Below are 19,968 nucleotides of genomic sequence, written 5' to 3' on the forward strand. Positions count from 1 at the left end.
GAAACTATTATGACTCCTGTAAGTGTTATTGATGTGGGGCAACAGGCCATCTGGACGACGCTTCTGCTTTCTGCTCCGCTCTTGGGTATTGCTCTGGTGGTCGGGGTGCTGGTCAGCATTTTCCAGGCGGCTACACAAATAAACGAAATGACCCTGAGTTTTGTGCCCAAGGTGATCGCCATGGGCTTGGTCATGGTTATTCTCGGACCCTGGATGTTGCATTTGATGATGGATTATACCATCCAGCTTTTTCATAATATTCCTCATCTTATTGATCAATGATTCACTTTACCAGTCTGCAATTAGAGCACTGGATCGGTCTGGTCTTCTGGCCTTTCGTACGGGTATTGGCGTTACTTTCCACTGCCCCGGTATTCAGTGCGACGCAAGTGCCTGTCCAGGTTCGGGTAGGCCTGGCTCTACTTATCAGCGTGGCAATTGCCCCGGCATTGCCCGCCATGCCTGCCGTGCATTTCCTGAGTGGCGAAGGGGTGGTTCTCCTGATTCAGCAATTGTTGATTGGTTTTGGACTGGGTTTTGCCATTACCCTGATTTTCAGTGTGATCCAGTTTTCGGGCTCGGTGATCAGTTTGCAGATGGGGCTAGGGTTCAGCAGCTTTTTTGACCCTACTACCGGTGTGCAAGTCCCGACCTTGTCCAATTTTCTGAATTTGCTGGTGCTACTGCTTTTCATGGGGATGAATGGACAATTGCTGGTGCTCGCGACCTTGATGCGCAGCTTTACCTTGTTGCCGGTCAGCGCCAGTCTCAGCCTCAACCCCTCAACCTGGCATTTGCTGGTCAGCGAAGGTGCCGTGATATTTTCCCTGGGTCTGGCCATTTCCACGCCGGTATTGGGTACCTCTAGTTTAGACATTCAGCCCGGCTCCGCCGGGTTTTTATTTTCTATTTTTGCTACGAAAGTGCTTGACACGGAGATAGTGCCGTGCGGCCGACCCTTTGGAAAAAAGGGTCGGCCAATGAGAAGCGTTTTAGGCTTCTCGGAATCACTGCCATGTCCTTTCAGCGTCTCGTTACCCTCCGCCTTTCAGAGTGGATTTCCTACTTTCTCGCCGCCGTGCCGCCGCGCTCGCGGCGCAGCTTCATCGAACTGCTGTGCGGGTGCCTGATCTCTCCTGATGGCTGGGTCACCCGTGCCCTCAGCCATATTTCGCTGCGCTGCCATTGGACCACTTATTACAAACTCCTGGAGCGTGAATCCTTGCGGACCCAGGTTCTGGCCATTGCCCAAGTCCGATGGCTCCTATCCATTTTGCCGCCGCTGCCGATCGTCGAGTTGATCATCGACGATACGCTGGTCCTGCGACACTCTACCAAGGCCCCAGGCGCGACCATCCACTTCGATCACAGCCATAAACACAACCGCCCCCGTTATGTCCTCGCCCAGAACTGGGTAGGGCTGGCGTTGACCCTGCGGAGCCGCTCCGGCAAAGCCCTTTCCTTTCCCATTCGCTTGCGCCTCGTGCCCCGCACCGGTAATACCCACAAGCTGAAAATCGCCGGGGCATTACTGCGGGCCTTTATACCCCACATCCCCGTACCCGTCCGCTTGCTCACCGATGCCTGGTTCATGCGTCGCCGCCTGCTCTTGCCCCTGCTGCGTCAGCGTGGCCAGTTCATCGGCCAGGTGCGCCAGGATACCGCACTGTATCGGCAGCCCCCGCCCAAACCCGCCAAAGCGCAACGGGGTCGGCCCCGGAAATATGGGGACAAACTGACCCCGGAAGCCCTGACCTCACTCCCCACAGAGATCCTCACCCTGTTTGTCTATGGGAAATGGCAGAAGGTCCGTCTTCAATCCATCGTCGCCCAGGCACGCTTCCTCAACGGCCATCCCGTCCGGGCAGTCTGGAGCGCTATCTACGATGCAAAACACCATCGATGGTCGCCCACACGCCTTTATCTCGCTTCCGAAACCGATCTGACCGCCTCTGAAATCGTCACCCTCTATGGCAACCGTTGGCAGATCGAACCCCTCTTCCATAACCTGAAACGCTGGTGGGGCATTAATAACCTCTGGCAGCAAAGGCGCGCGGTTCTCGAACGCTGGATGCAAATTCGTTGCATTGCCTGGTCCATGGTGCAGCTCCTCGCGGAAACAGTCACCGAGGACTTTCCCATGACCGCCGTAGCGCCTTGGCGTATCGCTACACCCGTCACTGCAGGACTCATGGCTCAATGGCTCCATCTGCATTTTCTGCGGGTTCCTTTCTGGAGGGGCTATGACCCAAAGTCCGGGAAATTCCAGTGCCCCAATTCCGACTTTTGGGCCGATACCGATGACCCACCCCGCAAAAAGGCTGCCTGACACGCTTCTACCCCAAATTTACTGCATCATATCGCCACCCACTGGGACAGGCGAGGAAGCGGAATGTCTAAACTTCAGTTGGGTACGTTAATACTGGTCAATATTGCCTTGGGGATATTGGGAAAGCTGGCACCTCAACTGAACATCTTCGTGATTGGCTTTCCGCTATTGTTGGGACTTGGGCTGCTGGCCATTTATATATTCATGCCCGCCATGCAGATGCTGGTTGAACATTTGCTGAGCATGTCCATGAGCTTTGCCGGTAAAACCATGTTGACGGCGGCACAGCCATGACTATTCAGCCACACCTCATTGGAGAGGCCTTCTGATGGCGGAAGAAAACGCGCAGGAACGCACTGAAGCTGCAACGCCGAAACGTCAGGAGGACGCCCGCAAAAAAGGGCAGGTGGCGCGCTCCCGGGAGCTGTCTACCAGTGCTCTGTTACTGGTTTCTGCCAGCCTGTTTTATGTGTTTGCGGACCACATTTATCAGAGTCTTGCGGCTTTTTTGTATGCCGGTCTGCATTTGTCTACTCCCGAAATGACGGATTCTGGTGATTTGCTCAGACATTTTGCACGTATGTTAATGATGGCTACCTGGATGACCTTGCCTTACTTCCTGATTTTGCTGGTGGCAGTTATTGCGTCGGGACTGATGGTCGGCGGTTGGGTTTTCAGTACCCAATCCTTAATACCGGATTTTACCAAGCTGGACCCAATCAGTGGTGCCCAGAAAATCATCTCGAAACATGGTGCTCTGGAACTGGTGAAAGCAGTTTTGAAAACCCTGGTGATCGGTGGCTTCGGCGTGACCTTGCTTTGGGCGCAGCGTCACGCACTGTTCGGCCTGGTAGCGCAAACCCCCGATCATGCTCTTTTACATCTGATGCGAATGAGCGGACTGGTTTTTTTGATCCTCTCCGCCACCACACTGTTGATCGTGCTTTTTGACGTACCTTTCCAGATCTGGACCCTGAATCAGAAGTTGAAAATGTCCCGTCAGGAAATCAAGGATGAAATGAAAGAGTCGGATGGTAATCCTGAAATCAAATCCAAAGTGCGCGCCATGCAGCGGGAAATGGCGCGCCGGCGGATGATGGCAGCCATTCCTAAAGCCGATGTCATTGTGACCAACCCAACCCACTATGCCGTTGCCCTGCGTTATAAAGAAGGGGAACAACGTGCCCCCATGTTACTCGCCAAAGGTGCCGATCTGGTGGCTGCTAAGATTCGTGAAATTGCCGCCGAACACCACATTCCTATTGTCGAAGCACCACCATTGGCGCGCGCCTTGTTTCATCATGTCGAACTGGAGCAGGAAATTCCTGTGAGCTTGTATCGGGCAGTGGCAGAACTTCTCGCCTATTTATATCAATTACGGGTGGCTGCTCCGCAGCAGTATCCGCCATTGCCGGAGACCTGGTCTGTTCCGGCAGAACTGGACAAACGGGATTAAGCGATGAATTTTATCAGCCGTCTCTTGCAAAAACTCAACTGGCATACCCTGGCCGCGCCCATACTGGTGATTATGGTGCTGGCCATGCTGATTATCCCGCTACCCACTTTTCTGCTGGATATTTTGTTTACGTTCAATATTACCCTGGGGTTGATTATTCTGTTGGTCAGCCTTTACATGAAGCGGCCCCTCGAATTTGCCGCCTTTCCTACGGCCTTGTTGCTGACGACTCTGCTGCGCTTGTCTCTGAACGTGGCTGCTGCGCGAATTATTCTCCTGCATGGACAGAATGGTCCGGGCGCCGCAGGGCAGGTGATTGAATCTTTCGGTCAGTTTGTGGTGGGTGGAGATTACGTCGTTGGCATTATTGTTTTCGCCATTCTGGTGATCATCAATTTTGTGGTGATTACCAAAGGGGCTGGTCGAATTGCCGAAGTCAGTGCCCGTTTTACCCTGGATGCCATGCCCGGCAAACAAATGGCCATTGATGCCGATTTAAATGCAGGAATTATCGATCAGGAAGAGGCTCATCGGCGGCGCAGCGAAATTGCTCAGGAAGCCGACTTTTTCGGATCGATGGATGGTGCCAGCAAATTTGTACGCGGTGATGCGGTAGCGGCCATTTTGATTCTGTTTATCAACCTGATTGGTGGTCTGATTATTGGCATTTGGCAGCATGGTCTGAGTTTGAGTACAGCCGTCCACGATTATACCTTGTTGAGTATTGGTGATGCCCTGGTTGCACAGATTCCGGCTTTGGTCATTTCCATAGCGGCCGGTATTGTGGTCAGCACCGTCAATACCGGTCAGGATTTGGGCAAGCAGCTGATCGGCCAGGTATTTCAAAATAGAGAAGTGATGACTATTGTGGCTGTTATTTTGGCCATTCTGGGTCTGATTCCAGGGATGCCTCATTTGCCATTCCTAGGGGCGGCGGCCTTGCTGGGCGCAATCGTCTGGTATGGCAAACAAGTTAAAGCGCCGGAAAAAGTTGTTGAACCTCCTGTTGGTGCTACAGAGCCGGAGGAGGTGACCTGGGCGAGTGTGGAGCCGTTGGATCCTTTGGGACTGGAGGTCGGGTACCGTTTGATTCCGCTGGTGGACAAAGGTCAGGGTGGTGAATTGCTGGCACGTATTCGCGGCGTTCGCAAAAAATTTGCCCAGGATTTTGGATTTCTGGTACCGGCAGTCCATGTTCGGGACAATCTGGAATTGAGGCCGACGGCCTACCGTATTAACGTCAAAGGCGTGGAGGTGGGGGGTGGGGAGGTGTTTCCGGATTTGCTGCTGGCGATTGATCCCGGAAATGTTCTCGGAAAAATCGCGGGCACCCCGACCACTGATCCCTCTTTTGGATTGCCCGCTGTTTGGATTGATAAGGATGAACGCGATAAAAGCGTGGCTTTGGGTTATACCGTAGTGGACCCGGCCACCGTCATTGCCACCCAGTTGCACCAGATTCTCCAAAGCCATGGTGCGGACTTGCTGGGTCGGGAAGAAGTGGAAGGCTTGCTTTCTCATTTGGCCAGCCGTTCTCCCAAACTGGTAGAAGATGTCATTCCCAAAATGCTTTCCCCGGACAAGCTGAAAAAGGTCTTGCAGAACCTCCTGAATGAGGGCGTCCCGATTCGCGATATGCGCACTATCGTCGAAATTTTGGCGGAGCATGCACCCCAAAGCCAGGATGTTGACGAATTGACGGCAGCCGTGCGCACAGCTCTGGGTCCCTACATTGTTCAGGGGCTGTTTCCCGGGCAGTCCGAACTACCTGTTGCCGTGCTGGACGGGCAGTTGGAACACTTATTGCAAGAGAGTCTGCGCAATAGTAACGGCGAAGCTTTGGAGCCGGGTTTGGCTCAACGCGTACTGGAAAAGGCAGGGGACTTGATGCAGCAAATGGAGGCAGGGGGGATGCAGCCGGTATTGTTGGCCATGGCCCCCATGCGCACGTTTTTGGCGCGTTTTCTGGCGCGCAGTGCGCCCCGGATGCGGGTTCTTTCTTATGCGGAAATACCCGAAAGTAAAAAAATCAGGGTGGTGGCTACCCTGGGTGCCTGATTTTTCAGGATGGTGCCTGAACGTCTAACAGGAGTCAGTTTTTATGAAAATCAAACGATTTAGTGGTGCCAACACCCGAGAAGTTCTCCAGCAGATTCGGGGCACTTTGGGTCCTGAAGCCGTAATACTCTCCAATCGCGAGTCTGACGGAGCGGTAGAAATAGTTGCCGCCATTGATTTTGATGAAAAACAATGGAATGAAACCCAATCCATCCCGGCCTGGCCGGAGCCTTTGCGTACCCATCCGGAAAAAACGGAAGCATTCCAGCCAGCACAGCTACCGGCGCAAGGGGCTACAATAGCACCGTCACAATCTTCGACAAATCCCTCGCCACGTGACATGTCTCAGCCACTGGCATCCGCACCATTGCGAGATGAACTGCAAGCCCTCAAACAGCTGGTGGAAAGACGTTGGGGGCCGCAACCCGTGCAGCAATCTGCTCAGGAAGCCTTGAGGGAGATGGGCTTTTCGGAGGAATGGATTTCGGAGTTTCTGGAGCAGGGCGAATGCCGGGAGTGGGAGCTGAAATTGCTCAACACTCTCCAGGAAAAAGTCGGGATTAGCCAGACATCTCTGGAAAAACCAGGCTTGTTTGTTTTGTTGGGACCAACGGGCTCGGGTAAAACCACCAGCATCGCCAAGTTGGCTGCTGCTCAGGTTCTCCGTCATGGTCCGCATTCGGTAGCCCTTCTGACTACCGATACTTACCGGATTGCCGGTGTTGAACAGCTCGAAATCTATGCGCGGATTCTCGGTGTTCCCCTTGATGTGATCAAAGGTCCCGAGGATCTGTTGAAATCCCTGGAAAAGCATCGTGACCGCTCATGGATATTCATTGATACCATCGGCATGGGACCCAGGGATCCCCGCCTGAATGAACAACTCCAGTGGTTTGCGGCGCTGGGCGCTGATGCGCAAAGATTTTTACTGATTCCTGCCAGTCTCAGTGGGCGAAATCTGGCTACTGTCCTGCAACCTTATACGGATATTCCTCTCAGTGGAGCCATCATTTCCAAGATCGATGAAACTCCAGCCTTTGCGGCAGTGCTGGAATGGCTTGCCGCACAGCATTTGCCCGTTGCCTGGTATAGCGACGGCCAGAAAGTCCCGGAAGATATGCATGAGGCGCCGTGGGAGCAAATAATGAACTTGCTCAAAATGAATAGCGCGCTACATAAGGAGAGACTGGCAGATGATCCGGGGAGCCGTTACCATGGCACCCAGTTATGAATGAATCCGGATTAAATCCAATGGTTCAGGACGAATACAGAATAGATCAGGCAGAAGGCTTGCGCCGAATGCGGGCAAGAAAACCAATCAAGGTGATCGCCATTGCCAGTGGCAAGGGCGGGGTGGGCAAAACCAATATCGCCGTTAATCTGGCGGTGGCTTTGGCGCAGCAGGGGGCCAAGCCCCTGCTTTTTGATGCGGACCTTGGTCTCGGCAATGTCGATGTGCTGTTGGGGCTCAGTCCACGCTATAACCTGTCGCATGTCATTTCCGGCGAAAAAAGCATGGAAGAAGTGCTCATTACCGGCCCCTGGAATATCCGCATCCTGCCCGCTGCCAGTGGAGTGGCACAGATGGCCAATCTGGATACACAGTCTCAGGCCAATTTGATTCAGGGTATTGGTGATCTGAGTCTGGATATGGATTATCTGTTGATAGACCTGCCAGCCGGTATCGCCGGTGATGTGCTGACATTCAGTCAGGCAGCACAGGAGGTTCTGGTAGTGCTGTCCAATGAGCCTGCTTCCATTACAGATGCCTATGCGTTGATCAAGGTGCTTAGCCGTAATCACGGAGTGCGTCGTTTCAAGGTGTTGCCCAACATGGTCAGGGATCGAAGAGAAGGGGATGCCTTGTTCCAGCGTATTGCCAAAGTAGCCGACGGATTTCTGGATGTGACCTTGGAACAGATTGGCAGTGTTCCGCTGGATCCTGCCCTACGCGCGGCGGTTCGTTCCCAGAAAGCGGTGGTGGAAATGTATCCGGATGCCCCGGTTTCGCGCGCACTGCAGGATTTGGCTATGGCGGTTGAACGTTGGCCACACGCCTATAATGCTTCAGGACATATGGCTTTTTTCATGGAGCGTCTACTGATGAAACATCCTGAGATATCCATCTGATGAGCGCTCGGCGGGCCGTGGAACCATCCGTTGCAATGAGTGCAGAGGTGGCGCGTTTCACGCCACTGGTGCAGCGCATTGCCCAGCGGGTGTGGGCCCGATTGCCGGCCAATATTGAATTGGCGGATCTGGTTCAGGCGGGATTGATTGGTTTGATGGATGCGCTTTCCAGTCAGGAAAATAGTACAGGTGAAGCTTTTGTAGCTTATGCGAGCTTGCGTATTCGTGGCAGTATCATGGATGAGCTGCGTAATCAGGATTGGCTTCCCCGGCGTGCGCGGGCCAAGGAGCAATCTATACGCAAAGCCATTACGCGCCTTGAACAGCAACTGGGGCGCGCGCCTGAAGAAGAAGAAATTGCCGCTGCGTTGGGGTGGAATCTCAAAACCTATCAATCGGCTTTGCAGGATACGGGTGGACAAATTGTTTATCTGGAAGATTTAAGCGCGGATCAGGATGTTTTTGCGGGACGTTATTTGCGCGACAAAACCCCTGACATGACCACCATATTGGGTTCTGCGGAATTTTCTCGAGATCTTCAAGGTAGCATAAAATGCCTCCCCGAGCGGGAGCAGCAGGTATTAGCCCTGTACTATCAGGAAGAGTTGACCCTGAAAGAAATCGGCATCGTGCTTGAAGTCACGGAGTCCCGGGTTAGCCAGATTATGCGTCAGGCGATTTTGCGTTTGCGCAGTAATCTTGGTGATTGGAATGATGCTCCGTAAAATGGGTGCTACATGGATTTTTTGACAATAATAGGGCTGGTGGTGGCCTTTGGCGGGATATTTTTAGGGCAATTGCTGGAGGGCGGTAAGCTGAGTTCTGTTTTGCAGCTTACGGCTTTTATCATAGTCATTGGCGGCACTATGGGTGCCGTGATGGTGCAGTATCGGCTCCCGGTTTTTGTACGTTCTTTGAAAATGGTGCCGTGGATTATTTTGCCCCCCAAAACAGATCCTCAACCGATTATTCAAGAGCTTCTGGAATGGAGTAATACAGCGCGCAAAAATGGCCTGCTGGCTTTGGAAGGATTATTAGAGAGCGTCACCGATCCATTTATGCGTAAAGGGCTGCAGATGCTGGTAGATGGTTCAGAGCCTGCCAAAATCCGTGCCACCCTCGAAGTGGATATGGATTCCCGCTCGGAAATTGAACGTCAGGCGGCGCGGGTGTTTGAGTCAGCGGGCGGATACTCACCGACCATAGGTATCCTCGGTGCGGTTCTGGGTTTGATACACGTGATGGAAAACCTTGCCGATCCGGCTAAGTTGGGAGCGGGTATCGCCACAGCCTTCGTTGCCACGATATATGGGGTGGGCTCTGCCAATTTGCTGTTTCTGCCCATTTCCAACAAGCTTAAGGGTATTGTTCACCAGCAGAATTATTTGCGGGAGATGATCATTGAAGGTCTGGTCGGCATTGCGGAAGGAGAAAATCCGAAACTTATTGAAGGACGACTTCAAAGCTTTTATGCGGAATAAGGAGCACCCAAATGGCTGATATTCCTTTTCGTCCAGTAGAAACCGGCACTCAACCCGTCCAACCTTTGCGTCCTGTCAGTCAGGATCAAAAGCAAAATCCAAAGTCGCCCGAAAGTCCGAAGCGCAAGAAGGGCGAGCCTGGGCATCAAGTGGATGAGTTTGCCTGATCAGCCAGGTAAATACGCTTGCGCCCATCTTTTTTAGCGCGATACATGGCCTTGTCAGCGGCAGCTATACTTTGTTCCTGACTACAGGAATTTTGCCAGACACTGATTCCTCCGCTGAAACTGATTTTCAGTGGTTGGTCTTGAGCTTGAAATAACTGCCGCCCCAGTTGGAGTTGCACACGCTCCAGAATATCCAATGCATTTTCCGGCGTTGTATCGGGCATCAAAATGACAAATTCTTCACCTCCGTAACGGGTGATGACGTCATTGGCGCGCAAGGTGTCCTGTAAAACCTTGGCCATTCCCCGTAACACCTGATCACCCAGATCGTGTCCATACTGATCATTGACTTTTTTGAAGTGATCAATATCGACAATGGCGACGGTCAGTGGCTGATTGAGACGTTGGGCTCGAGCGGATTCCCGCAAGAAGGCCGCATTCAGCCCCCTTCGATTCATTGTTCCCGTCAAGGGATCCACGTGGACGAGCTGGCTGATGGATTCCATTTCTTCTTCCAACTTGCGAATTTTTTCCTGGGCAGCGCTCAGACGATTTTTTGCCTGGATCAAGGTGTTTCTTGCTTCAATGGATTGTTTGGTGATGTTCTTGCTGGTATCCAAGACCTTACTGACAATTTTTCGTATTTGCTGCCAATCTGTCGTGCTGTCCAGTTCATTGACCAGGCTCTCCAGTTGCTGGTGATTGCGTCCGTTTTCACCGGCCATGCTTTCGACAGACATCAGCACCAGATTCACGAGATCACGAATGGCCTCGCGGGCTTCTCTGACTTCAGATTTGAGTTTTCCTTGCTGAAAAATGACTTCTTTTACCCGATGGATTGCCAAATCCAGCTCTTCATGATTATCAGCCAATTGCACGGCCTGGCGCACCACATCCATTTGCCCGGACAAAAATGCATCATTATCAAGTAGGTCGGCAACGTTTCTCAGCAGTAATTGCAAAAGTTCCTGTAATCCTTTGCGTATTTTTATTTCTTTTTCATCCAGCTCCTGCTGGTGTTGTAAAATATCTCTGGCTAAAGGAAACAGAGCATCCGCTTGGATTTCTTTTTCGTTGAGAAGCCCATCCAGTTGCTCCAGAAGAAGTGCGCCAGGCGGGTCTTGGTCCCGTATAGAATGGCGGATAACCGTTTTGAATAATTTCTGCCAGCCTTCACAATTCACCTCTTCAGAAGCACCATGATTGGTTTCTTCGAGACTGGTTTTTACCTGACGTGTGGGAAGTTTTTCCCATTTTTGGAGAAGTTGTTCCATTTTTATGGCTAAAGTGCCGGTATTTTTTTCGTCCAGAAGCTGATTTTTAGCTAATATTTTTTGAAGATGCGATAAACCCGCTTGCGATCTTTCCCATTCCGTACAGAAGCGGCGCATAAGATGTTGCCAATTTATTTCGGGGGTGCTGTGTGCTCCAGAAATTTCATGATAGTACTGCGTATAATTTTCGGGGATCGGTGATAAACCAAGCTCCATAAGGCGTTTAAGGGCTTCCCGGGCAATTTCTGTGGGAGTTTTGTGGGTCATGCTGATAGTGCCTTTGATGCTTGCTACGCTCGCCGAATATCGTAATGACTTAACAGAAAAAAGGAAAGATCAAGGCAGCAGGCGCGCCTGGTTTCGCCCTTCATGTTTGGCCTGATACAGTGCGGCATCGGCAATGGCAATCCGTTCATGGGATGGCACATTAGGCAGCAAGGAGGTTATCCCGATGGAAATGGTTACCTGAACAGGGGCGTGTTGTTCCAGCGGAAAGGGAGCGGAGGCGATTTTTTGACACAATCTCTGCGCAGTTAGTAGGGCGCAGCTTTTATGCATTTGCGGAAATATAGTCAAAAACTCTTCGCCACCGTAGCGATACAATCCATCGTAAGGGCGCAGAGCAGAGTACAAACGGCGGGAAAGCTCCTTCAGAACAAGGTCGCCATTCACATGCCCAAAGCGATCATTGAATGTCTTGAAATGATCCACATCCAGCATGGCAATAAATGCAGAAGCACCACGGTCAACCAAAGCCTGTTCGCGACAGAGGTCTTCCTCCATACGACGACGATTAAGCAGGCCAGTGAGTGGATCCACTTCCCCCAGGTTTCTACTAAAAGCCACGATTTCGTCAAAACATTGGCGCTCAAGGACCTCTGCAGCATTCATCACCGCAAATAAATCACTGGCAGGTTCCTCATTTAAATTGAGATCTTGCAGTTTTTGCAGAATGTTGTGGTAGATTTTCTGGAGGTCCTGCCAAAACACTCGACGTCCTTCCGGGATCCGCGATTCCGGTGTATGTAAGGATTGCAGTACGTCCTGCTCAGCTTGTCGAGGTAATGGGCGTCCTTGCAGGTGCTCGCGTAGCCAAAGCTGCCAGAATGATTTCCATGCTTCATAAAAATTAACGAGGTCAGCCAAATAGGGGCTGGTGTCAACTTGAGAAGCATCATTTTGATGCGCGTATGTTTCAGTTTGTGATTGTGCTGTCATGACTCACCTCCGTTGGAGATTTAAACGCAAAAGCCATGCCACTTTTCGACTTTTCCAGTTCTGGTCTTTGTGGAAGAGGCATCCTTAAGTTTTCCCCGCGATGTGCCGTTATCCTGTTTATTACGGGGGTGGGGAGATCCATTATGCACCATACATCAAAGCGATCTGCGCGTGACCAGCGTCTGGATTCCATTGAGCAAACCGATTTTTCACTGGTGCAGCTCGGTCTGGAAGGCGTTGTAGCCTATTTATTGCGCATCCAGAACGCCCTCGAGCACCGTGATTATACGGCCAAACGTGTGGCAGTAGAACGCGCCGAGCAACTCGTACAACATCTGCTTCTGCATTTAGGAGAAGAAACCCAAAAAGCAGTGATTCTGCGCCTGGACCGCTTGTATCGTTACCTGCTGCTCAAATTGGCCCACTGTAATATGTTCAATGATCTGGAGGCACTTTACGGTTGTGAGCCGATCATTGCGGATTTGCGACTGGAGTGGTCTATTGTGCACGGTGATCAGAGAGATGAAAATGTCCGGTTTTCCAGATTAATAGACTTTGATGATATGCTTGCTGGGTAAATTTACATTCTTGAAATAATACGTATAGGCAAGGACGCCATGGCAGAAAAAGCAGGAAAAAGTAAACTGATTATTATCTTGATTGCAGTCATTGTATTTCTGGTGATTGTTGGTGGTGCTGCTGTCTGGTGGTTTATGATGCGATCCACTGTCGCTCCGACCCCTGCACAAATCGCCCAACAACAGGCTAAACAAAAACTCCAGAACACCAAGTTCATTGATCTTGGCTCCCTGGTAACCAATTTGCAGAGTACCGATGGCAATACCCACTACATACAGGTTCAGATTCAGCTGAAAACTTATGACCCTTCGGTGGAAGCCTCAGTCAAATCGTATATGCCGGAAATTCGCAATGGCATTTTGCTATTATTGAGTGCCCAGAATGCCGATACGGTCAGCCAGCCAACAGTGCGTGATCAGCTCCTGCAAAAAATCAAAGAGTTGGTTAACAAGGTGCTGGAAACAGATGGCGGCGCCCTGGCTAAACCGACACCAGAGAAAAGCCCGCCTATAGCGGCCGTGTATTTTGCCAGTTTTGTTGTACAATAGTGGGATTTAGCACATGTTTCTGATCATCGGCTATGTGGTTGCACTGGGTGCCATTTTTGGTGGTTTCATGCTGGAAGGTGGTGCCATCACTGCACTGATCCAACCCTATGAACTGCTCATGATTGGCGGCGGTGCTTTCGGTGCTTTTTTTGCTGCGACATTTCCCCGAACCTTCAAGGCCGTCATTAAAGCCCTTCCACTCGCCTTCAAAGGGTCAAAGTACAACAAAGCCGTTTATATGGAACTACTCAGTTTGCTTAATGAGCTTTTTATTAAGATTCGCCAGGGTGGGCTCATGTCTATCGAGGGCGATGTTGATGATCCAACGGCTAGTGAATTATTTAAAAAATATCCACGTATTGTTGCGGATCATCATGTGATGGAGTTCTTGACCGACTACTTACGCCTGATGATTGGCGGAAATCTTGGCGCATTCGAAATGGAAAATCTCATGGATGTGGATATTGATACCCATCATCGGGAGATGGAAATTCCCATTCATGCCTTGGTTCGTACCGCCGACGGAATGCCTGCCTTCGGTATTGTTGCTGCGGTAATGGGCGTGGTAAATACCATGGGTTCCGTAGATAAGCCGCCTTCCGTGCTGGGTGAGTTGATTGCTGCAGCCTTGGTAGGGACTTTTCTGGGTATTCTTCTGGGTTATGCCGTTTTGTCGCCCTTGGCTTCGCGAATGGAAGATCGGGCAGCAGAAGGAAGTAAAATTTTTGAATGTATCAAAGTGGCGTTACTGGCGACTATGAATGCTTATCCGCCCCAGGTGGCTGTGGAATTTGGCCGTAAGGTTTTATATTCGACAGAACGTCCAAGCTTTCAAGAGTTGGACAATCATTTGCGGGAGCTCAAGGGGAAATGACAGATCATGGCTGAAGAGGGAAAAAATAAGCCTATTGTCATAAAACGCATCAAAAAAGGAGGCGGCGGAGGCCACGGTGGTGCCTGGAAAATCGCTTATGCGGATTTCATCACCGCCATGATGGCCTTCTTTTTGTTGATGTGGTTACTGGGGTCCACTACCAAAGCACAATTACAAGGGATTGCCCAGTGGTTTAAAAATCCTGAGAGGGTTTCATTGATGGGGGGACCCGGTAGTGGATCTTCCAATTCCATTTTGCCCGGCGGTGGCAAGAATCTGACGAAAACTGTTGGCGAAATTCAGCGCGGCGAAAAGCGGCAAAATCTTGCCAGTAATCCGACCCTCACTGCGGCTGTAGAAGCAGTGGATCGTAAGAATCTGGACCATTTGAAAAAAGCCCTGGAAGCACAAATTGCCAGCAACCCTGCGCTGGCGGCTTTTCGTCACCAGTTATTGATCAATATTACTCCGGAAGGATTGCGAATCCAGGTGGTGGATAGCGCCAAACGTTCCATGTTCCCGAATGGCAGCACTGTTCTGGAGCCTTATGCTCAGACGATTTTCAAGGCTATTGCACCAACCTTGAATCAATTACCCAATCAGATCAGTATTACCGGGCATACGGATGCCGTACGTTATGCGAATGGCGGCAAAGGCTACAGTAATTTCAATCTGTCGGCGGGACGTGCCAACGCTGTTCGCCAGGTGCTGGTTCAGAATGGTCTGGATGAAAGTAAAATACTGAGAGTAGTCGGCATGGGATCGGCGGTGTTGTACGTGCCTAAAGAGCCGGACTCTCCCTTGAATAGACGGGTAAGCATCGTAGTATTAAGTCAAAAAGCGGCATTGCGGATTGTTAATAATCAGAAAATGGAAAAAAGTGTGGATAATAGCAGTGCTGCTCAACAAATCATCGGTGGGGCCGCCGCCGAAAAGCCAACTATTGCCGGGAGTATGCCCGCAGCCACTCCAGGAGTGCTTCCATTGCCATTGGCCGCGCCCGCTAAAAGCCCTGGGTGAAAACCACCTAATTGCCAATGATCCGCAACTTGAAGACCTGCCAATAGGGCTATGGTCCCTCGACCCTCTGCAAAACCAGTTTTTGAATCAGGCCGATCATTATGCAGCACTCCCAGTAGCTTTGGGCGCACAAATCACCTGATTTCGACCATTTCGCTTGGCTTCAAGCAAAGCCTGATCCGCAGCACGCATTAATGTCTCGCTGTCAGTTATGTCTTCAGTTAATTCGGCAACACCGGCACTAATGGTAATGGGCGGCAGCTTGTCAGACAGACTCATGGCTTTGCGACGGATACGTTCGGCCAAGGCGGCTGCGTCTGTCAATTGGCATTGGAGGCAGACAATCATGAATTCTTCTCCTCCCACCCGTGCCGTAAGATCACCCACTCGTGACGTTTCCAGAAGTAGTTTTCCCATGGCTTCCAGTACCAGGTCTCCTTGATCATGGCCATGTTGATCATTGATTTGTTTGAAATAATCAATATCTATCATGATACAGCTTAAAATGCTTTGACTGCGCAGGGCATTCGACCAGTGCTGCTTCAGAAACTCATCCGCTCCGCGACGATTGGCAAGACCGGTTAATGCATCTTTCATAGCCATGGATTGTAACGAGTTATTTTGATGAATGAGTTTTTCGCAGTTACTTTCAAGTGAAGAAATGAATTCTACTATCTGTTGGGCTACAGCAAGTTTAGCTAATAGAACACTCCGGGATATAGTCTTGCTCAAATAATCGTTGGCACCGGCTTGCAAAGCTTCCACGGCATAGCTCTGATCGTAATGAGCCGTCAAAATAATAATGTACAGTCGGGGGCCAAACTCGCGGCGCAGCCGACGACATAAATCCAGACCGTCGATTTCGGGCATCACCCAATCCAACAGAATAATCCGAGGAGAATTTTTATAAATAATGGTGAAGGCTTCGTCTGCAGTGGAAGCCTGAAGGGTTTGATAACCGGCAGGCTCGAGAGTGCGCTGTAACAATGCCCGGTCTCCGGCCTGGTCATCTACTAGAAGTAGTGGTTTGTTGCGAATATCTTGGTGATCCTCTCGTAAACGCATCAACGTATTACGTATGGACTCCAGGTTTTCAAGTCCCGGGGGAGAATGCGGCAATTCAAAAATTTCGGCGATATCTCTCCACTCAGCGAGTATATGGTGAATCATGGTTACGAAGTGCGGCGTATTCATCCACCAGCTTTGGATGTTTTCCTGCAGGACTTCCAGGCTGCGATCAGACGCTGGAGACATGGCCCATTCAGTGATACTACGTCCGGCACCGAGAATGCGAATAAGGGTTTGCAGTCGATCTGGCGCGCTATTGGATGCGTGCTCAAGTTCGAAATCAGTGCCGGAACTGCAGTTTTCAATAGCCATAACCATGGTTTCCGGGAGTCGCCACTGCCGCATCAGAGCGGCAGTCAAATCATGACGACTAAATCCGAATTCATTTTTTTCCAGAATTTTCTGCTCAGCAAAACTTAGGCCTTTATTGTTAAATATGATGCTTTTTTCTGGAGCAGTACAGACCATCATCAAACTGCCGATTTCACTTAATAAGCCAAAAATAAAAATCTCACCGGCGGGCCAGTTCCCGATTTCTTTTGCCAGGGCCTGCATAGCAATCGCCCGTAACAAGCTGGCTGACCAGAAACGATTCAAATCAAAATCAGGAGCGTCAGGAAGTTTTTCAGTGATCAGGGTAAGGCCCAGCGCCATGCGAACTACCACCTGCAGACCGATTCGCATCAAAGCTTCATCTAAAGATACAATCGGGCGCGAAGGACGATATATGGGGGAATTGGCGAGCTTGATGGTTTTGGCTACCAAAATCGGATCAAGCCGAATGAGCCGCGCAGCTTCGTCCAGGCTTGCATCTTCTTTTTGCAGCAAGTCCATGAGCGCTAACGTGCTTTGCGAAGGAGAAGGACAATTACCTGGCTCTTCGTCAGATCGAGTGGGTAGGGTTTACAATGCAGCGGAGCAGTTGTGTCCCGAATAGGAGTTAGCTGATGGTCCCAGAAGAGCTGTTTTCTCTCGCGTTAGGGTTGGTACCGCCGTGGTTGGTGGACGATGTGACCTTCCAAGTGGAGGAGAAGCGCCTGGATCTGCACATCAACTTTCCCAAGGGCAGTCGCTTTGCTTGCCCCGTCTGTGGTGAGGAGTGTCCGGTACATGACACCCGTGAACATACTTGGCGGCACATGGATTTCTTTCAGCATGAAGCCTATCTCCACGCCCGCGTACCCCGTGTGATGTGCCCGGAACATGGGGTGCATCAGATCCCTGTTCCCTGGGCGCGGGAAGGCTCGCGTTTCACCCTGCTCTTTGAAGCGCTGATCATGACCCTGGTGCGGGAGATGCCGGTATTGACAGTAGCCCGCCTGATCGGCGAGACCGACACGCTCCTGTGGCGGGTGATTGACCACTATGTGCCCGAAGCCCGTACCAGAGTGGATATGGCCCATGTCCATGCCGTCGGCGTCGATGAAACCAGCAGTCGGCGCGGCCATGACTACATCACGCTCTTCGTAGATCTGGAAGCTAGGCGACTGCTGTTTGCCACCCCCGGTAAGGACGTCTCCACTTTTGCGCGATTTGCCACAGACCTTGAAGCCCATGGGGGCAGCGCAGAAGCTGTCACGGACGTCAGCATGGACTTGTCTCCCGCCTTCCAGAAAGGGGCTAAAGAGCATCTTCCCAACGCCCAGGTGACCTTTGATCGTTTCCACCTCATGAAGCTCGTCAACGAGGCCGTGGACGCGGTACGCAGGAGCGAAGCATTTACCCAGCCAGACCTCAAAAAGACCCGCTGGCTCTGGCTCAAGAATGAACGGAAACTCAAGGTGAAGCAGAAAGAAAAGCTGCAGGCATTACTCAAAGACCAGAACCTCAAGACGGCGCAGGCCTACCAATTCCGCCTGACCTTTCAGGACATCTTCACGATCAAGAATCGCCATCAGGGTGCTACCCTCTTGAAAGCCTGGTTGGAAAACGCCAAGACCAGCGATCTGCCGCCTATCGTCAAGGTTGCCTACACCATCATGAATCATTGGGATGGTGTGCTCCACTGGTTTGAGAGCCAGATCACCAATGGAATTCTGGAAGGTTTTAACAGCCTCATTCAATCCGCCAAGGCGAAAGCTCGGGGTTACCGTACCCACAAGAACTTTATCAATATGGCCTACCTGATCTTGGGTAAGCTGGATCTCAGGCTACCCACTTGAAATGACGAGGAACCAATTACCTTTTTCTAGCTGCGGCAAAAAAGCTTCAATAAGCATTATGATGCGTCCCTTTCCATGGTCTAAATTGGCTTATTTTAAACTGGATGCCCAGTTCATTGCATCCAGTGAAGCGGTCGTGATTTCTGCAAGTGGAAGTCCCAGTTTTTTTCCCATTTCTTTAACAGTGTCAAGATCTCCATGCTCTGCTGCTTCAATAAGTCCAAGTACGGCACCGTCTTCGCCCTCATGATAAATAAGCGCCTTGCGCATTTCATCGGAAATTTTTAATTCATTCAACAGATCTGGCAGTGGCTGCTTTAGATAGACATCCAGCAGCGACAACATACCCGCGAGAAAGCTGCGATGGATAGTGGCTGGCTGATCATCGAGGACTGGAGATTTTTCTCTGAGAATTTCAGCAAATTTGGCGCGGGTTGCGGCCATAGTGAGAATGGATGATTTTTGTGTACCCCGACTGGCAAACAGCAGCAAAGTCAGCCAGCGTTGCAGGGGGTGACGTCCAAGCAAAATAAGGGCCTGGCGAATGCTTTCTATTTCTTGACCACGTGTCATTCCAGCAGAGTTCAAATAGCGTAAAAGTTGATAAGAAAGGCCGGGATCACGACGGAAAGCTTCTTCTATGTCACTGACGGGGTTTTCTTCGAGGAGCAGATTGAGCAAATTGAAAATGGTATGTTGATTGGAGGTCAGGGTTTTCCCTTTAACGATTTCCGGCTCCATGTAGTAGAAGCCCTGACTGTAATCGACGCCTGCCTCAAAGCAGCGTCGAGCCAAAACGGCCGTTTCCACGCGCGTGGCAACTATTGCAGGATGTCGAGGGAGCTTGGAGTTTTTGATTTGCCTGATCCAAGCTTCCCATTGTTCCGGCGTGTTGTTCAAACAGTCGATTTTGATGAAGTCCACAATTTTGAGTAATGCCAGATGCCAAGGGGAGCCTTCGAAACGATCCAGGGCCAGGCGAAAACCCAGTTTTTGTAACTGCAGCAGGTGGCTGAGGAACTCACGGCTGGGTGCTTCGGTAATGGTGAACTCGGGTATGACTTGTCGGGCGGGAAACAATTCCAGGCTTTTCTCGTCAAAATTGCTGTTGGTGAAATTGATGAAGGCCGGCTTTCCGCCGAGCAGGCTTTCAAGATTGTAAACGCTGAAAGTTTTGATCAGAACTCGGGCAGAGCAAAGAAAGGGATCTTCCATTGGGCCGCTACTTTCATTGCGCGCAAAAAGCTCATAGCCGATGATTTCATCTTGGCGTCCGAGGATGGCTTGCCGGGCCACCAGTTCTTGACTTTCTTCAGGGGAAATTGAGTTTTGGGAGTTTAGGCTCATTTTGTTAACACATCCTCGACACTTTAATGTTACGGCAATTAGGCAATTTTCTGGAATCTAGCAACCCTGTGGATAATCATTATGGCGCAATACCGATAGCTGCACGAGCAGAATCAAGAAGTCCTAAAGTTTTATCTACTTCGTGCCGTAAGAACTTTGACTGCTTTAAATTTGATACAACGCTCCAGGATGGATAAATAAATGGTATCGAAAGCTCTTGTTAATGCCTTTGGACGGGCTGTTCAAGTTTTGAATTA

Annotated in this window: 20 protein-coding genes and 1 pseudogene; 16 read left to right on the top strand and 5 right to left on the bottom strand. The window is 50.8% G+C overall.

The window, feature by feature from the left end; translation table 11 throughout:
• The first annotated feature begins 9 nt into the window (after positions 1-9).
• The 11 genes from fliQ (at position 10) to GCD22_RS06005 (ending at position 9,621) form a co-directional block, all read left to right on the top strand.
• On the top strand, positions 10-282 hold the full coding sequence (gene fliQ / locus GCD22_RS05955; RefSeq protein WP_031569752.1) for a flagellar biosynthesis protein FliQ: 273 nt from the start codon (positions 10-12) through the stop codon (positions 280-282).
• Complete coding sequence (locus GCD22_RS05960; protein ID WP_244947588.1) at positions 279-1,130, top strand: flagellar biosynthetic protein FliR; 852 nt, start codon at positions 279-281, stop codon at positions 1,128-1,130. Before fliQ ends, GCD22_RS05960 begins: the two co-directional genes overlap by 4 nt.
• Positions 1,016-2,329, top strand: a complete 1,314-nt coding sequence (locus GCD22_RS05965; protein WP_077273497.1) for an IS701 family transposase — start codon at positions 1,016-1,018, stop codon at positions 2,327-2,329. Before GCD22_RS05960 ends, GCD22_RS05965 begins: the two co-directional genes overlap by 115 nt.
• A gap of 63 nt (positions 2,330-2,392) precedes the next feature.
• Entirely contained in the window at positions 2,393-2,623 is a 231-nt protein-coding gene (locus GCD22_RS05970; protein ID WP_244947589.1) for a flagellar biosynthetic protein FliR, read from the top strand.
• Between the two features lie 34 nt (positions 2,624-2,657).
• Positions 2,658-3,785, top strand: a complete 1,128-nt coding sequence (gene flhB / locus GCD22_RS05975) for a flagellar biosynthesis protein FlhB (RefSeq protein WP_024892710.1) — start codon at positions 2,658-2,660, stop codon at positions 3,783-3,785.
• 3 nt (positions 3,786-3,788) lie between these two features.
• Complete coding sequence (gene flhA / locus GCD22_RS05980; RefSeq protein ID WP_024892711.1) at positions 3,789-5,843, top strand: flagellar biosynthesis protein FlhA; 2,055 nt, start codon at positions 3,789-3,791, stop codon at positions 5,841-5,843.
• Between the two features lie 43 nt (positions 5,844-5,886).
• Positions 5,887-7,074: a flagellar biosynthesis GTPase FlhF gene (gene flhF, locus GCD22_RS05985; RefSeq protein WP_051690461.1), complete on the top strand. Its 1,188-nt coding sequence runs from the start codon at positions 5,887-5,889 to the stop codon at positions 7,072-7,074.
• 20 nt (positions 7,075-7,094) lie between these two features.
• A complete protein-coding gene (locus GCD22_RS05990) occupies positions 7,095-7,973 on the top strand; it encodes a MinD/ParA family protein (protein WP_031569748.1) in 879 nt (292 codons plus the stop codon).
• 35 nt (positions 7,974-8,008) lie between these two features.
• Positions 8,009-8,698: an RNA polymerase sigma factor FliA gene (gene fliA / locus GCD22_RS05995; RefSeq protein WP_031569746.1), complete on the top strand. Its 690-nt coding sequence runs from the start codon at positions 8,009-8,011 to the stop codon at positions 8,696-8,698.
• A 12-nt stretch (positions 8,699-8,710) separates the two neighbouring features.
• Positions 8,711-9,454 carry a flagellar motor protein gene (locus tag GCD22_RS06000; protein WP_010639927.1) on the top strand — a complete coding sequence of 248 codons (744 nt, stop codon included), beginning with the start codon at positions 8,711-8,713 and terminating at the stop codon, positions 9,452-9,454.
• An 11-nt stretch (positions 9,455-9,465) separates the two neighbouring features.
• Positions 9,466-9,621, top strand: coding sequence for a hypothetical protein (locus GCD22_RS06005; protein WP_153940488.1), 156 nt, complete (start codon positions 9,466-9,468; stop codon positions 9,619-9,621).
• Here the strand turns inward: GCD22_RS06005 and GCD22_RS06010 are convergent.
• Positions 9,600-11,162, bottom strand: a complete 1,563-nt coding sequence (locus GCD22_RS06010; RefSeq protein ID WP_024892715.1) for a GGDEF domain-containing protein — start codon at positions 11,160-11,162, stop codon at positions 9,600-9,602. The genes GCD22_RS06005 and GCD22_RS06010 overlap by 22 nt on opposite strands.
• 69 nt (positions 11,163-11,231) lie before the next feature.
• Positions 11,232-12,113 carry a GGDEF domain-containing protein gene (locus GCD22_RS06015; RefSeq protein WP_051690460.1) on the bottom strand — a complete coding sequence of 294 codons (882 nt, stop codon included), beginning with the start codon at positions 12,111-12,113 and terminating at the stop codon, positions 11,232-11,234.
• Between the two features lie 143 nt (positions 12,114-12,256).
• On the opposite strand from GCD22_RS06015, the gene GCD22_RS06020 reads away from it, so the two are divergent.
• Genes GCD22_RS06020 through motB form a run of 4 tightly spaced genes read left to right on the top strand, consistent with a single transcriptional unit; the run spans position 12,257 to position 15,134 of the window.
• Positions 12,257-12,691, top strand: a complete 435-nt coding sequence (locus GCD22_RS06020) for a flagellar protein FliS (RefSeq protein WP_010639921.1) — start codon at positions 12,257-12,259, stop codon at positions 12,689-12,691.
• 39 nt (positions 12,692-12,730) lie between these two features.
• Positions 12,731-13,240, top strand: a complete 510-nt coding sequence (locus GCD22_RS06025; protein ID WP_031569740.1) for a flagellar basal body-associated FliL family protein — start codon at positions 12,731-12,733, stop codon at positions 13,238-13,240.
• Positions 13,241-13,253: 13 nt separating this feature from the next.
• Positions 13,254-14,114, top strand: coding sequence for a flagellar motor stator protein MotA (gene motA, locus GCD22_RS06030; RefSeq protein ID WP_024892718.1), 861 nt, complete (start codon positions 13,254-13,256; stop codon positions 14,112-14,114).
• Between the two features lie 6 nt (positions 14,115-14,120).
• Complete coding sequence (gene motB / locus GCD22_RS06035) at positions 14,121-15,134, top strand: flagellar motor protein MotB (RefSeq protein WP_010639913.1); 1,014 nt, start codon at positions 14,121-14,123, stop codon at positions 15,132-15,134.
• Between the two features lie 99 nt (positions 15,135-15,233).
• On the opposite strand, the gene GCD22_RS18715 is transcribed toward motB, so the two are convergent.
• Together GCD22_RS18715 and GCD22_RS18720 are read right to left on the bottom strand one after the other, a co-directional pair.
• Entirely contained in the window at positions 15,234-16,520 is a 1,287-nt protein-coding gene (locus GCD22_RS18715) for a GGDEF domain-containing protein (RefSeq protein WP_342353879.1), read from the bottom strand.
• A pseudogene (locus GCD22_RS18720) lies at positions 16,512-17,054 on the bottom strand (HDOD domain-containing protein); the annotation flags it as partial. The pseudogene GCD22_RS18720 and the gene GCD22_RS18715, both read right to left, overlap by 9 nt.
• Positions 17,055-17,149: 95 nt before the next feature.
• Between GCD22_RS18720 and GCD22_RS06045 the strand changes: the two are divergent.
• Positions 17,150-18,364, top strand: coding sequence for an ISL3 family transposase (locus tag GCD22_RS06045; protein ID WP_065973572.1), 1,215 nt, complete (start codon positions 17,150-17,152; stop codon positions 18,362-18,364).
• Positions 18,365-18,454: 90 nt separating this feature from the next.
• On the opposite strand, the gene GCD22_RS06050 is transcribed toward GCD22_RS06045, so the two are convergent.
• Complete coding sequence (locus tag GCD22_RS06050) at positions 18,455-19,711, bottom strand: EAL and HDOD domain-containing protein (RefSeq protein WP_031569733.1); 1,257 nt, start codon at positions 19,709-19,711, stop codon at positions 18,455-18,457.
• Between the last annotated feature and the right edge of the window lie 257 nt (positions 19,712-19,968).

It is taken from the genome of Acidithiobacillus thiooxidans ATCC 19377 (assembly GCF_009662475.1).
Lineage (GTDB): Bacteria > Pseudomonadota > Gammaproteobacteria > Acidithiobacillales > Acidithiobacillaceae > Acidithiobacillus > Acidithiobacillus thiooxidans.